This is a genomic window from Veillonella sp. HPA0037 (assembly GCF_000411535.1).
Taxonomy (GTDB): domain Bacteria; phylum Bacillota; class Negativicutes; order Veillonellales; family Veillonellaceae; genus Veillonella; species Veillonella atypica.
This window is the reverse complement of the sequence record NZ_KE150483.1, coordinates 215133-230239: the sequence shown is the minus strand read 5'-3', so window position 1 is coordinate 230239 and position 15107 is coordinate 215133. Positions and strand designations below refer to the sequence as shown.

Here is a 15107-nt window from a genome sequence, read left to right as displayed (position 1 = left end):
TCTATAAATAACCCATAGGATCTACTGGATCCCCGTTTACACGAACTTCAAAGTGAACATGAGGTCCTGTACTATTGCCAGTACTGCCGGCATAAGAAATAACTTGGCCCTTCGCAACGGATTGACCTTCATCTACAGCGAGCTCAGAGTTATGACCATATAGTGTAGAAAGTCCATTACCATGATCGATAACAACAGCATAACCATAGCCGCCCATCCATCCAGACCAAACTACGACGCCACCATCAGCAGCATGAACAGGTGTACCTTCATCAACGCCAATATCAATACCGGAGTGATAAATTGTAGTTCCCCAAATTGGATGAACACGATAGCCATAAGGGGAAGTGATTTCACCACTAACAGGCCAGCCAAGTTGTCCTGTACCTTGTACCCAATTATCTGATGCACCTTGCCCTCCAGAGGATTGAGCCGCTGCCGCCGCCGCTGCCGCAGCTGCGGCACGTGCAGCTTGTCGTTCTTTCAACATAGCACTTACTTGCGCTGAGGAAGCATTAAGTTCTTCAATTGCTTGCATTGCAGTTGCTCTATCATTTTGCGCTTTTTGAAGAACCACATTGCGTTCTGCTTTTTTCTGTTCAATTTCAGCCTGTTTAGCAAGTGCAGATTTTTCTAATTCAACCAACTTAGCACGATCTGCTTCGAGTTTTTGTTTATGAGCTTCAATGTCAGCACGCTCTTTTTTAATTTCGTTAATCAAGGTGATATCAGAATCGATAATTCGTTTTAAAACCTCTAATCGATTAGCGAAATCACTAAAATCTTTAGACCCAATAACTACATCAAGATAACTAAGTCGTCCATTGATATAAATATCACGAACTCGTTTATAAAATACGGATTCTCGACCTTCTAATCGTTTTTGAGCTTCCGCCAATTGACGTTCATTAAGTGTAATATCATTTTCTACAGCTACACGCTGCTCTTTAATCGTACCTAACTCAGCAGTCGCTTGACGAAGTTGTTCTTCAATTTGTCGCAACTGTTCAGAAACGCTTCCAATCACAGTTTCCGCATCTGCTTTTGCAGCATTTTGCTGGTTAACTTGTTGTTGAATCGAATCTAATTGATTTGTTAAATCTTCATCTTCAGCCATAATATAGGCTGGTGTCCCGCATAATACCACTCCCGAAAGAAGGGCTGCTACGAGACGAGTTTTAAATGTATACTGTCTCATAATCCCTCTACTATACTTTCATATATTGTTTCAATGAAATGGTACTGCCAATAATGCCTACGATAATCCCACCGCCAATTAAGCATGCTACTAATTGATAGAAGAATGGGAACATAGGAACTAATGGGAAGAATGCAAGTGAATCGGATACTTCTATGGTAATAAAATGATAGAACTCACCCACGCATAATACGGCAATAATGGACCCAATAAAGCCTAACAACATGCCTTCGATAACAAATGGCCAACGAATAAAGCCATTAGTAGCACCTACATATTTCATAATCGCAATCTCTTTGCGACGAGCAAATACAGTTAAACGAATAGTGTTAGAAATAATAAACAATGTAGCTGCTGCTAAGAAACCGATGAGTACGATACCACCAATACGGATAATTTGTGTAATTCGGAACAATTCCTCAATGATGTCTTGACCATAATGTGTACTTTCTACGCCTTGGAATGTAGTTACTAATTTAGCTGTAGATTTAACATCTTCAGGATTTTCAAAGGTAAGAACATAAGAGTTTGGCAATGGATTTACACCACCTAAGGCGTTCACCAATTGTTGTTGATCCCCCAAGCGCTCCTTAAATTCTTTCATAGCTTGTTCTTTATTAACAAATTCTAAGTGTTTTAGATTTGGAATTGCTTTCACTTGCTTACCAACAGCCATAATTTGCTCTGTAGTAAGACCATCTTTCAAATACACACTTAACTGCACTTGATTCTCTAAGCTCGATGCCATGTTATTAAGATTGATAACACCACAGAGAAATACACCAAGCATAAATAAAGATAATGCTACAGTGGAAATAGACGCTAATGTCATAAGTCCATTGCGTTTCATGGACTTTAAGGCTTCCTTAAAGAAATATTTCATTGTTCTAGGCTTCATTAAATTCTGCACCCCTCATATTATCACTAAGAACACGACCATCTTTTAATTCGATAACTCGCTTATTTAAATAGGTAACAATATCCATATTATGGGTAACCATAATTACAGTAGTGCCAAAATTATTGATATGCTTGAACAAATCTACAATGTCTTTACTCGTATTCGGATCAAGATTGCCAGTTGGTTCATCTGCAATTAATACAGATGGACGATTGACGATAGCCCGTGCAATAGCTACACGTTGCTGTTCACCACCAGATAAATCTTCTGGTAAATCATTCGCCTTATCAGATAAGCCAACTAATTCAAGAACGTGAGCTACCTTCTCTTTAATTACCTTAGGTTTCTCCTCGATAACCTCTAAAGCAAAAGCGATATTTTCAGCTACGCTTTTGTTAGGTAATAATCGGAAATCTTGAAATACTACGCCTAATTTACGTCGCAATTTTGGTATTTTACTACGTTTCAATTTTGTAACATCAAATTCATCAACTATAACAAATCCAGAATCTGGTGTAACTTCATGAGTTAATAATTTAAACAACGTAGATTTACCAGCCCCACTATGACCACAAATCAATACAAACTCACCATCATTAATGGTGATGCACACATTATCAAGTGCAGTAGATCCGTTTTCATATACTTTACTAACATTCTTAAATTCTATCATTGGTTCCCCTTTTATTTACGTGTCACCACTTTTTTAACTGCTTTTACAATAGCTTCAGCTGTTAACCCATATTTCGCCATCAATTCTTTTGGTGTACCACTCTCCCCAAATGTATCTTGAACACCAACGAATTCCATAGGAACTGGTTTATGTGCAACAACAACTTCAGATACAGCAGAACCTAAACCGCCTAAAATATTATGTTCTTCAGCAGTCACAATAGCACCTGTTTCTTCAGCGGCTTTAATGATGGCATTAGCATCGATAGGTTTAATGGATGCCATATTAATAACGCGAGCAGAAATTTGTTCACCTTCTAGTTGTTTAGCTGCTTCAACTGCAGGGCCTACTAAAGCACCACAAGCGATAATTGTCACATCAGAACCATCTTTTAATTGATTGGATTTACCAGGTGTGAAAGTATATCCTTCTGCTGTAACATCATCAACACCAGCACGACCGAGACGTACATAAACTGGACCATTATAATCAGCAGCCCATTGAATGACAGATTCTGTTTCTTTTTCATCTGCTGGCACAATAACAGTCATGTTTGGTAAAACACGCATACATGCGATATCTTCTAAACTTTGATGAGTTGCACCATCTTCACCTACAGTAATACCTGCATGTGTAGCACATACTTTCACATTAAGTTTTGGATAGCATACAGCATTACGGATTTGTTCAAATGCACGACCAGTTGCAAACATAGCAAAGGAAGATACAAATGGAATCTTACCTGCTGCAGCTAAACCGGCACCTACAGAGATTAGATTTTGTTCAGCAATACCTACATTAAAGAAACGTTCTGGACACTCCTTCTTAAATGTATCAGTCTTAGTAGATTTTGATAAATCAGCATCAAGAACAATAATATTAGAATTTTCTTTACCAATTTTTGCTAGCGCATTACCATACGCTTCACGTGTTGCTTTACCCATTATTGTACCCCCATGATTTCATTTACGAATGCCACACCTTGTTCTTCACTAGGTGCCTTACCATGCCAACCAGCTTGACCTTCCATTTCTGCAACACCTTTACCTTTTACAGTATGCATCACGATACATGTAGGGCCATCTGTGAAAGCTTTCGCCTCTTCAATGGCATGATGTAATTCGTCAATATCGTGACCATTTACTTCAATAACATTCCATTTGAAAGCTTTAAATTTATCTGGAATTGGCAATGGGGACATAACTTTTTCAATATCACCATCAATTTGTAGGCCATTATAATCTACAAAGGCAGTCAAATTATTTAATTTATAGTGGCCTGCAAACATAGCAGCTTCCCATACTTGACCTTCTTCAAGTTCTCCATCACCGAGAATGGAATATACACGATAATCAGCATTATCGATTTTACCTGCTAATGCCATACCACAAGCTGCAGAAATCCCTTGGCCCAAAGAACCTGTAGACATATCTACACCAGGTGTATGCTTCATGTCAGGATGACCTTGAAGGAAATGATTAATTTTACGCAAATTGATTAATTCGGATTTAGGAAAATATCCCTTTTCAGCAAGTGTCGCATACAATGCTGGCGCTGCATGACCTTTTGATAACACAAAACGGTCACGATCTTGTTTTTTAGGATTACTTGGGTCTACATTCATTTCTACAAAATATAACAGAGACATTACATCAGCAATGGATAAAGAGCCACCTGGATGTCCAGATTTTGCGGCTGTAACAGACTGTACGATGCTTACGCGAATCGCTTTTGCTTTCTCTTGTACTAATTGTTTTTGATCTTGACTCAATGTAGCCATAAAGACCTCACTTTCTGGATAATCTCCAATTTATATTTAATACTCTTCTAAAAGTGAAATAGCAAATTCCGCATTGCGTTTTGATACCTTACGCAATGTTTGAATGCGATTGAATGAATGTTGATAGGATTCTGTAGATTGTAAAAGTTCTACACATCGATCATATAGAACATTAGAATCTAATTCTGTCATAGTACCAATTGGTTCTTGTTCAATCATATGTAAAAAACTTGTAATTTTAGGGTCATAGGAAATGCCAATAACTGGTTTTCCCATTAAGGAACTAAATACAAGTGCATGTAGGCGTATGCCAATCATTAGATCTACATTGCCAGATAAGGATAGTTGCTCTTCTGTGGTAAAAGGTCCTTCTAATACGATTGGTTTTACCTTCATTAATGAAGCTATAATCTTTGCTTCCTTCGTATCATCAGGATGAGACATAGGTATGAATACTATTTCAGCATCTTGCTCTAAACTTAACCGGCTCAATACATCTGCTAAACTCTGTCTATACGCTGTATCATCCTTCCAACTACGCACAGCAATGCCGATGCGTTTCCTACCACTTTCAATAGGAGCACAATTATATTTGGTTAAAATATTAGCACCGATACTAGGATTGGCCTTATGCATAGCTAATACAGCATCCGCTGTAACCTCAACATCGTAAATTCCTAGAGCATTCAACTCATCTTTCGAAATGGAATCACGAACTGTAATTCCATCTACATATTTCAACATAAATTTAACAGCTCGTTTTGTAGATTTACGATATAAAGGACCAATACCTTGAGAGTACAGCATAACAGGTTTTCCGAGTAATTTTGCAAGCCCCATAATACTTAGATAATAATAGGTATTCCGAATACTTGTAGCATCCTGTAATAAACTACCTCCACCGCTAATCACTAAATCAGCATTACGTATGGCATTCAAAATACCAAAGGCAGCAAATGTTCCAACAGCCTTAATATTATGTTTTCTACTAGTCTCTTGAGGATTGCCGGAGATAACCGTAATATGTGCATCGTCTTCTACATCACGAATAGCGTCGATAATGGCGCAAAGCATAGCTTCATCACCAGCATTACCAAAGCCATAGTAACCGGAAATAACGATATTACTCATGACTGTCCTCCCGATGCATAGCCCATTGCGAGATGTAAATAAGGCAACGAACTGCAAGAATAAGAACAATACCTATAGCACAACCGAGCAACAAACCATCATACCCACGCATAATAGACATGAAGACAGGTGTTCTAATATGACAGAAAGTTTCTACCATAGATGCTACGCCGATAACGCCAGCTATAGTTAATACAAAGTGAATAACCATAGGCCATTTACGTAGGAATGCAAATGTTGCGAGCATCAACAATGGATGACCAATCATAAATTCCTTTTCTCTTGGTCTAGCATATAGTGTATTCTCTAGGAATCTACGCAATACGAGTTCAAATGTTGGAACAGGCACACCTGCCGTATGACCACTACGGCCTACAAATACCCAAGCCGCAGCACCTATAGCAGCAAACACAAAGAACACATACATTTTTACATCTGTAGTTAGAAAGTCTTTAATGAATTGCTTAGCTTCTGTGCCAGAGTTGATCATGCGACCTTTCCATAATGGAAAGCGTTGTAGATATGCGATCATAACAAGGATGATTGGTAATACGAAGGTAAGTTTTACACCTCTAAAGATTTCAAATTCCATAAAGAATTTTGTATTACCTAATAATGCCGCAATATACATGCCACCAATAGCGGCAAATAATGTAGCTATTACGAGATAGAGTAATGCGAGTAGCGTAGATTTCCATGCACCTATAGGGCGTGTACCATCTGATCTACGCCATTCTTCCATAAGAATCACCAAGGCTCCAACAGGTGCTATAATAGCTGCAGATAAAGCCCAAATTTGAACTAATAATGTACCGCTAGTTACAATAAATCCTACAATGGATAGTAGTGATAGTGCAAAAAATAGAACTAATTGTTTGTGTTGTGACATAGCTATAAACATTTGTCCTACATACACAAATAACGCAATACTACCAATCATTGTTAGAACAACTAATAAAGGATTAGGTGTATAGGCAGGATAAATATCTGCTGGCCCAAATTCATAGCCCTTAGCACTCAATTTATCTGTTGCACTATGTACATAGTTAATCGTTGTTTGTAACACAGTTTCATTATTTTGCCCTACTTCATACATAGGGAATAAATTAAATCGAATGTTGCGTTCAATATCGCTAATATAGAATCGTTGAGCCGCTTCTTCCGGAGTAATCTTCTTTAACTCATCTTTAGAAATTGTGTAAACACGACCTACACTGTAATTCTTCTTAGCCGCCATATCTAAGAATCCTAACTGAGGCTCATATTGCAACTGATTAACAGCTTCAATACCAACCAATGGAATATGAAGATTATTCATAGCCTCTAAGGTTTCATCAATATGATCTGGTGCACCTAATGCCTCTTTACCAGCAAATATAATACCTGTTACATGAGGAACCCCATCTAGACGATTAAATACATATTTAATATCATCAGATGTAACATTGCGATAATTAGTAGGTCGAACAATTACATTGAATCCGCGATTGGCCACTTCCATGGCTTGAATCTTAGAGATACCTAAGTTCATCTTCGCATAGCTATCTGAAGTAGCACCTTGTAATTCTAAAACGGGGCCTATACTAGTATTAAGTTCTTTAACCTTTTCTTTACTAATACGATGATATAGGTCTTCGCGAATTTCCTTATAATAGCCTTCTTTACCAGGAATAAGTGCAACATAAGTAGCGCCTGGTTTAATAGAACCACCATTGATACGAACATCGGACATATCTTGTGATGAAAGTAATTTAATTTCACCAGCGTCATTTGCCTTTTCTAATGTTCTATCATAAATGGCAAATGCCGTTATTCCCGCCTCTTTCAGTGCATCAAAAGCATCTTTTTGACTACGTTTTTCAAAAGCATTAGCTCGAAGTACAGCATCATAATCTACTATATTCTCAATATGATTTTGTGCCTTTTCAATTGTATTGCGCTCCATTACTAAATAGAGTGCTGAAATAAGTCCTACTATGATACATAGTATAAGAACTAATGAGTGCTTAGTTTTCTTAACAGTATGCACGATATTTCCTTTCTAATTGAGTACAGGTTTAATCTTAATATGAATTTCTCCATTTTCAACGTTAACAGACTCAGCTTTAACCGGAACTGGGAAATTATTAAAATCATAGATAGCAATAGGATGCAATTGTTGTGATGTAATACCTGCAATAGTCAATCCACTAACTGTAAATCGACTAGGAGCAAATGATAAAACATTATCTTTCAACTGCAAGGCGCCTTCCAAACTAGCTGTTCCTTTCAAAGACCCCATAATGTTAACAGTCCCAGTTAATGCTATACGGTCTTTATTAATTACTACATTAGCATCCTGTAGACCTTCTGTATTCTGAATCAGGAATTTCTTTAAATCATCCTCTAACACAATACCTTCTACATAGGATGGACCAAGACTTAGGACCTCAACCTCATGAGATGCAATGAGAGAAATAGGATTAATAACAATATTATTTGCCTCATAATGAAGACTAGAAAAATTCAACTTTCCTAATTGAACATTTTCCAATGTTCCTACCGCGTGATCTGCTTGCCCGTAAACCAGTTTAAAGGCGGGTGTAGATTCAATAACAACAGTTTGGCTGGAAGGTTTAAGTGATTGATTTAACTCATCTTCTACAATAGATTCCATATATTTTGGAACTACAAATTGAGCACCCACCACACATACAATGATAAGCAAGACGATGAATATTAAAAATTTTTTCATTATAGCACCTATACTGTTAAATTAGCTTCTTTCTTTAAATAGCCTTCTATGAATTGGTCGATATTGCCATCCATAACAGCCTGTACATTACCAGTTTCAACCGATGTGCGATGATCCTTTACCATGTTATAAGGATGGAATACATAGGATCTAATTTGGCTTCCCCATTCAATAGCTTGGTATGTCCCACCAATTTGTTCTTTTAATTCAGCCTGCTTTTCAAGTTCTAATTCAAATAATTTTGCACGTAATAAACGAAGAGCTTGTTCTCTATTTTGCATTTGAGAACGCTGAGATTGACATTGAACTACAATGCCTGTTGGTTTATGCGTCATACGAACAGCAGAATCCGTTTTATTAATATGCTGCCCACCGGCACCACTTGCACGATATGTATCAACTTGGACATCTTTCATATCGATATTGATTTCCACAGTATCATCAATTTCTGGCATTACGTCAACAGCTGCAAATGAAGTATGACGACGTGCTGCAGCATCAAATGGCGATATACGAACGAGACGGTGAACGCCTTTTTCAGATTTTAAATAGCCAAAGGCATTTTCACCTTTAATGAGAAATGTTGCACTTTTGATTCCCGCTTCATCGCCAGGTTGTTCATCCATAAGTTCCACGGAAAACCCTGTCTTTTCTGCCCAACGCAAATACATTCGAATCAGCATAGAACACCAATCTTGTGCTTCTGTACCACCTGCACCAGCATGGAATGTAAGAATAGCATTATTCTGATCATATTCTCCGCCGAGCAAAAGCAATACCTCTTGTTTTTCAACAGCCTCTTGAATGCCATTTACAAATTGTTTAATTTCCCCCTCCATAGAGGTATCTTCTTCTTCTATTGCCATATCCAACATGACACTAGCATCTTCGATATCAGACACTAACTGCTTATACCCCTCTACAGAGTTTTTTAATTGTGTTGCCTCTTGAGAAATCTCACGAGCCTTATCAGGATTATCCCAAAATGTAGGATCACTCATCTGTACATCAAGTGTGAAGATTCGTTCTTCTTTCTGAGCTATGTTAAAGTGAATCCCTCATTCCATAAATTCGCTCTTCTAAACCAGAGATGATTGGTTTTAAATCCTCTAACAATTTATGTTCACCACCTTTATAGAATTACTACATGTACATAGTAACGATTTACTGTATTTTTAAAATGAAAAATGGCCGTTGCCCAGAAGGTGTTTTCCCATTGAGCAACGTGCCATTCACAAATGTTAATCTATGTTTTGTGGCTCCAACACATCTTCATGATGGGGTTGTGCACCTTCTAAGTGATCAACTGGTTCTTCAATTTCTTGAATCAATTGTGCACGAATTTTGTACAATGCCATGATTGTTTCATCTTGAATAGATTCAATCATGTGCTGGAACATATCATAGGCCTCAAATTTATATTCAACCAAAGGATTTTTTTGGCCATATGCACGAAGGCCAATACCTTCACGAAGCATATCCATATTATCCAAATGTTCCATCCATTTACTATCGACAACACGTAGCATAATCGCTTTTTCAAGTTGGCCAAACATCGCTTCACCTAAAAGATCAACACGATCTTGATATTCGCTATGTGCGATTTCGTGTAAACGTTCATCCAATTCTTGACGTGTATATTCTTCCATCTCTTCTGCAGACATAAGTTCAGAAGTCAAGAAGTATTGACTCAAGTGTTTATGTAAACCTTCGTAATCCCACTCTTCAGGATACAATTTTTCATCAGCATATGTATCAACAGCTTCAGTTACAAGCTTGTCAATCATTTCATTAATGGTATCTCTTAAAGATTCATTTCCTAATATACGACGGCGTTGCTCATATAACACTTCACGTTGTTGATTCATAACATCGTCATATTCCAAGATATATTTACGAATATTGTAGTTGTGATCTTCAACTTTCTTTTGAGCACGTTCGATAGATTTTGTGATTAAGGAATGTTCAATTGGTTCATCTTCTTCCATTCCTAGTTTATCCATGATGCCAGAAATATTATCAGCACCAAAGATACGCATCAAGTCGTCTTCCAAAGATAGGAAGAATTGTGAAGAACCTGGATCACCTTGACGGCCGGCACGACCGCGTAATTGGTTATCAATACGACGGCTTTCATGACGTTCAGTACCTAAGATAGCTAAACCACCAAGTTCAGGCACACCTTCACCTAATGTAATATCAGTACCACGACCAGCCATGTTTGTGGCGATTGTAACCATACCCATTTGACCAGCATTGGCAACAATTTCCGCTTCTTGTTCATGATGTTTAGCGTTCAATACCTTATGTGGTACACCAGCGCGCAATAACATATCTGAAAGTTCTTCGGATTGAGTGATAGATGTAGTACCAATCAAAATAGGTTGACCCGTTTGATGACGTTCTACAGCATTGCGTACAACAGCACGATATTTTGCTGCTTTAGATTTAAAGATAAGATCAGATAAATCCACACGAATTAAAGGACGATTTGGAGGAATAGGAATTACTTCCAAGCCATAAATATCATTAAATTCCTTTTCTTCCGTCTTAGCAGTACCAGTCATACCAGACAATTTTTCATACATACGGAAATAGTTTTGGAATGTAATAGATGCTAATGTTTGGCTTTCACGTTCGACCTTAAGACCTTCTTTTGCTTCAATAGCTTGGTGCAAACCATCAGAATAACGACGGCCAAACATCAAACGACCTGTAAACTCATCGACAATAACAACTTCACCATCTTTTACTACATAGTCTGTATCGCGATGCATCATAGCATAAGCACGTAAAGAGGCACCTAGTAAATGGTTGAGTTCAATATTATCAGCATCATATAAATTTTCGATGCCTAACATTTTTTCAACTTTTGTAATACCAGAATCTGTCGGTGCAATCGTCTTTTGTTTTTCATCGATTGTATAGTCTTCATCTTTTACAAGATGTGGTACAACTTGCGCCAATTTATAATAGTTGTCAGTAGAGCGACTACCAGGGCCAGAAATGATGAGCGGAGTTCTCGCTTCATCGATCAAAATAGAGTCAACTTCATCGACGATGGCATAGTTTAATGGACGTTGTACCATTTGAGATACATCGGACACCATGTTATCACGAAGATAATCGAAACCAAATTCATTGTTAGTACCATATGTTACATCTGCAGCATATGCTTCTTTACGTTGATTATAATCGAGATTTGCAACAATTAAACCAGTAGAAAGGCCTAGAAAATTATACAAACGACCCATTTGCTCACTATCACGTGTAGCCAAGTAATCATTGACAGTAACAACATGAACACCTTTACCGGATAAAGCATTAAGATATACAGCTAAGGTAGCAACTAAGGTCTTACCTTCACCAGTACGCATTTCTGCAATATTACCTCTATGCAAGCAAATACCACCTAGCATTTGCACATCAAAATGACGCATACCAAGTACACGTTTAGATGCTTCACGACATACGGCAAAAGCTTCTGGTAAAATATCGTCTAACGTTTCTCCCTTTTGTAAGCGACGTTTAAACTCATCAGTTTTAGCAACGAGATTAGCATCACTTAATTTTACATAATTAGGTTCTAGTTCATTAATATGATCTACAATTTTGCGCATTTTTTTAACTTCTTTTGCGCTATTATTTCCTATAAGACTTTGTAAAAAGCCGAACAAACAAATCACTCCTCTTCGGGATATCTTACATTATTATATCTAATTCATTATAACGAAAAAGCCTTGAATAGTCAAAGAATTCAAGGCTTTTCTATAGATATACAACTAGAAATATAAAATGGATACCATTTCTGGTATCCATTCTATATTTCACTCGATTAAATCAACGTAGAAAGATAATTAATTGAATAATCGATCATATTATTTTAATTCTGGTTCAATCAAACCATAGAAACCATCATGTCTGCGGTATACTACATTCATCGTTTCTGTTTCCGCATTGAAGAACATGAAGAAATCATGTCCAATCAAGTTCATTTGCAAGATAGCTTCTTCTACATCCATAGGACGAACAGCAAAATGTTTACGTTTTACTACTTCAATTTTTTCTTCTTCTACAGGTGTATCAAGAGGTGCTACATCTGGATGGAAAGCTTCTTGACGTTTAAAACGTTTTGCCAAACGAGTTTTATGTTTATGAATTTGGCGAACGATTTTATCTACTACTAAATCGATTGCTGCATACATATCATCATTTGTTTCTACGCCACGAAGTACAATTTTATCAACGAAACATGTAATTTCAATTGTTGCTTTATCACGCACTACAGATAGTACTGCTTGTGCATCTAACTCATCATCAAAGTAACGGGTCAACTTACCCAATCTTTTTTCTACATACTCACGAAGAGCCGCTGTTACTTCAATGTTTTTACCTCTGATTGCTACTTTCATATGTCAACACCCTTTCTAAAAATCAACGACCAGTTGTTAGAATGTTCTTATTACTCTATTTCTGGTGTCTTAATTAGTATTTCTACATCTACATATAAAACTCCTCTTTTTTGATAAAAATTTTTATATTTTTTGTAGAAATATGTATTGTACACTATTAAATGTGCAAAAAATCCCAACAAATAAGATGTTGGGATTTTTTTTAATTTAGTTTTTATGTAATATTTGGTATATGTTTACGCTTTTACAACATTTGCTGCTTGTGGACCACGATTGCCATCAACAATGTCAAATGTTACATTTTGACCTTCAGATAAGGATTTAAAACCTTCGTCTTGAATAGCAGAGAAATGAACGAATACATCGCTACCATCTTCTCTTTCAATAAATCCATAACCTTTTTCTGCACTAAACCATTTTACTTTACCTAACATGGATAATATCCTCCTATAAAATATATATTGTCTTACTGTCGTGCTCTATATTTGTATAATAACATAGCGTGTATAAAATATCAAATTAGAACGCTCGTATTTCATTTAAATTATTATGCAGATTCAACTCTAAAAAATATATAAATTTAATTCTTAATTCCTTTTAATTATTGGTTTTATTCTATATATTCTATAGTATAAAGACTCATATTTATTTCATTATAACTAAAATATATGAGTATTATAAATATTTTTTTGTACTGTACAAATGCATAAACTGTATATTTATCACAAATATTTATATCTAATATCTATTTATATGAATTAACAGATTTAGAAAAATCACTTAATTACAGTATTTCCTAAAGTAAATATATATAATTTATCAAAATTTGTTATAAGATAACGGGTAACAAAAAACACTCATAATTATAAACTACGTAATTATGAGTGCTGTTTCGAAGAATCTATAAAATTTTAGACAAGAATAATTTTGTTCTATCACTAGAAGGTGCATCAAATACTTGTGCTGGTGTGCCATCTTCTAGGATTTGACCACCATCGACAAATAAAACTCTATCCGCAACCTCTTTAGCGAAGCCCATTTCATGTGTAACGATAACCATCGTCATACCTTCATCAGCCAAAGATTTCATTACATCCAATACTTCGCGTACCATTTCTGGATCAAGTGCCGATGTAGGTTCATCAAATAACATTACCTTCGGTTTCATAGCTAATGCACGTGCAATAGCAACACGTTGCTTTTGACCACCTGATAATGAGTCCGGATACATTTGAGCTTTATCAGCTAATCCAACACGTTCCAATAGTTTCATAGCAATGTCTTGTGCTTCTTTCTTATCCGTTTTTCTTACATTTACGGGAGCCAATATCAAATTATCCAATACAGTCATATGTGGGAATAGATTAAAGTTTTGGAATACCATGCCCACTTCTGTGCGTACAGCATTCAATTTATTCTTATCGGATAAATCCATGCCATCCACAATTACATGACCACTGGTAGGTTCCTCTAGATAATTCATCGTCCGCAAAACTGTACTTTTACCAGATCCTGAAGGACCGATGATTACGACAACTTCACCTTTATCAATTTGTAGATTGATGCCCTTTAATACTTCATTTTTACCAAATGATTTTCGCACATCTTTTAATTCTATCATTTTACGTTATATTTCCTTTCAAGGTAAGCAACCAATCGAGAAATCGGTATTGTCATACATAGATAGATAATGGCAACCGTTCCCCAAATTTCAGTAGCCGCATAGGTTTTAGCGATAATTAATTGACCACGACGCATCAATTCTTCAAAACCAATAACAGAAACTAAAGAAGAATCTTTTAACATGGCAATAAATTCATTACCCAATGGAGGGATTGATGCTTTAAACGCTTGCGGAATAATAATAAAGCGCATAGTTTGCCACCAAGACAACCCTAGTGAACGACCGGCTTCCATTTGCCCTTTATTTACAGATTGAATACCCGCACGGAATATTTCGGATACATAAGCACCAGAGTTGATACTACATGCTGCACAGGCTGCTATATAAGGATCGATTCGAGTGCCAATGATTTGAGGTAATGCAAAATAGATCATAAAGATTTGTACCAACATAGGGGTACCACGAATCACATCTACATAGCATTTAGCAATCAATCGAACAATTATGAAATTCGACATTCTAGCTAAAGAAACAATTAAACCGATAATGAAACCACAGCTTACAGCAACAGCTGTAATTTTTATGGTCATTAAAGCCCCATATAATAATAATGGTAAATTACTCGTTATGACATTCCAGTCCATTTACAACTCC

General features: G+C 36.6%; 14 protein-coding genes. All 14 read right to left on the bottom strand.

The annotated features are described in order from the left end of the window. Window position 1: 1 nt before the first annotated feature. Window positions 2-1198, bottom strand: a complete 1197-nt coding sequence (locus tag HMPREF1477_RS01040; protein WP_016475510.1) for a murein hydrolase activator EnvC — start codon at window positions 1196-1198, stop codon at window positions 2-4. A 10-nt stretch (window positions 1199-1208) separates the two neighbouring features. Beyond that, window positions 1209-2096, bottom strand: coding sequence for a permease-like cell division protein FtsX (ftsX, locus tag HMPREF1477_RS01035; RefSeq protein ID WP_016475509.1), 888 nt, complete (start codon window positions 2094-2096; stop codon window positions 1209-1211). Continuing rightward, the gene (ftsE, locus tag HMPREF1477_RS01030; RefSeq protein WP_005378987.1) at window positions 2086-2772 is read right to left on the bottom strand and encodes a cell division ATP-binding protein FtsE; all 687 of its coding nucleotides are present in this window, start codon (window positions 2770-2772) and stop codon (window positions 2086-2088) included. Before ftsE ends, ftsX begins: the two co-directional genes overlap by 11 nt. A gap of 11 nt (window positions 2773-2783) precedes the next feature. Continuing rightward, window positions 2784-3716, bottom strand: a complete 933-nt coding sequence (locus HMPREF1477_RS01025) for a transketolase family protein (RefSeq protein ID WP_005381356.1) — start codon at window positions 3714-3716, stop codon at window positions 2784-2786. Then, window positions 3716-4552, bottom strand: coding sequence for a transketolase (locus tag HMPREF1477_RS01020; RefSeq protein ID WP_016475508.1), 837 nt, complete (start codon window positions 4550-4552; stop codon window positions 3716-3718). Before HMPREF1477_RS01020 ends, HMPREF1477_RS01025 begins: the two co-directional genes overlap by 1 nt. Window positions 4553-4588: 36 nt before the next feature. Next, window positions 4589-5683, bottom strand: a complete 1095-nt coding sequence (gene csaB, locus HMPREF1477_RS01015) for a polysaccharide pyruvyl transferase CsaB (protein ID WP_016475507.1) — start codon at window positions 5681-5683, stop codon at window positions 4589-4591. Beyond that, window positions 5676-7712, bottom strand: a complete 2037-nt coding sequence (locus HMPREF1477_RS01010) for a DUF5693 family protein (RefSeq protein WP_016475506.1) — start codon at window positions 7710-7712, stop codon at window positions 5676-5678. Before HMPREF1477_RS01010 ends, csaB begins: the two co-directional genes overlap by 8 nt. Window positions 7713-7724: 12 nt before the next feature. Beyond that, on the bottom strand, window positions 7725-8417 hold the full coding sequence (locus HMPREF1477_RS01005) for an LmeA family phospholipid-binding protein (RefSeq protein ID WP_016475505.1): 693 nt from the start codon (window positions 8415-8417) through the stop codon (window positions 7725-7727). Between the two features lie 8 nt (window positions 8418-8425). Continuing rightward, window positions 8426-9533, bottom strand: a protein-coding gene (prfB, locus tag HMPREF1477_RS01000; protein ID WP_227041155.1) for a peptide chain release factor 2 whose coding sequence is annotated in 2 segments (ribosomal slippage) — window positions 8426-9475 and window positions 9477-9533 — 1107 coding nt in all. Because the reading frame shifts where the segments join, the coding sequence is not laid out codon by codon here. Between the two features lie 125 nt (window positions 9534-9658). Further along, window positions 9659-12094: a preprotein translocase subunit SecA gene (gene secA / locus HMPREF1477_RS00995; protein WP_016475504.1), complete on the bottom strand. Its 2436-nt coding sequence runs from the start codon at window positions 12092-12094 to the stop codon at window positions 9659-9661. A gap of 201 nt (window positions 12095-12295) precedes the next feature. Then, window positions 12296-12829, bottom strand: coding sequence for a ribosome hibernation-promoting factor, HPF/YfiA family (gene hpf, locus HMPREF1477_RS00990; RefSeq protein ID WP_005378989.1), 534 nt, complete (start codon window positions 12827-12829; stop codon window positions 12296-12298). A gap of 236 nt (window positions 12830-13065) precedes the next feature. Beyond that, entirely contained in the window at window positions 13066-13263 is a 198-nt protein-coding gene (locus HMPREF1477_RS00985; protein WP_005379075.1) for a cold shock domain-containing protein, read from the bottom strand. Window positions 13264-13730: 467 nt separating this feature from the next. Then, window positions 13731-14450 carry an amino acid ABC transporter ATP-binding protein gene (locus HMPREF1477_RS00980; RefSeq protein ID WP_005381311.1) on the bottom strand — a complete coding sequence of 240 codons (720 nt, stop codon included), beginning with the start codon at window positions 14448-14450 and terminating at the stop codon, window positions 13731-13733. Continuing rightward, the gene (locus HMPREF1477_RS00975) at window positions 14447-15097 is read right to left on the bottom strand and encodes an amino acid ABC transporter permease (protein WP_016475503.1); all 651 of its coding nucleotides are present in this window, start codon (window positions 15095-15097) and stop codon (window positions 14447-14449) included. The genes HMPREF1477_RS00980 and HMPREF1477_RS00975 overlap by 4 nt, the downstream gene beginning before the upstream one ends. Window positions 15098-15107: the final 10 nt, after the last annotated feature.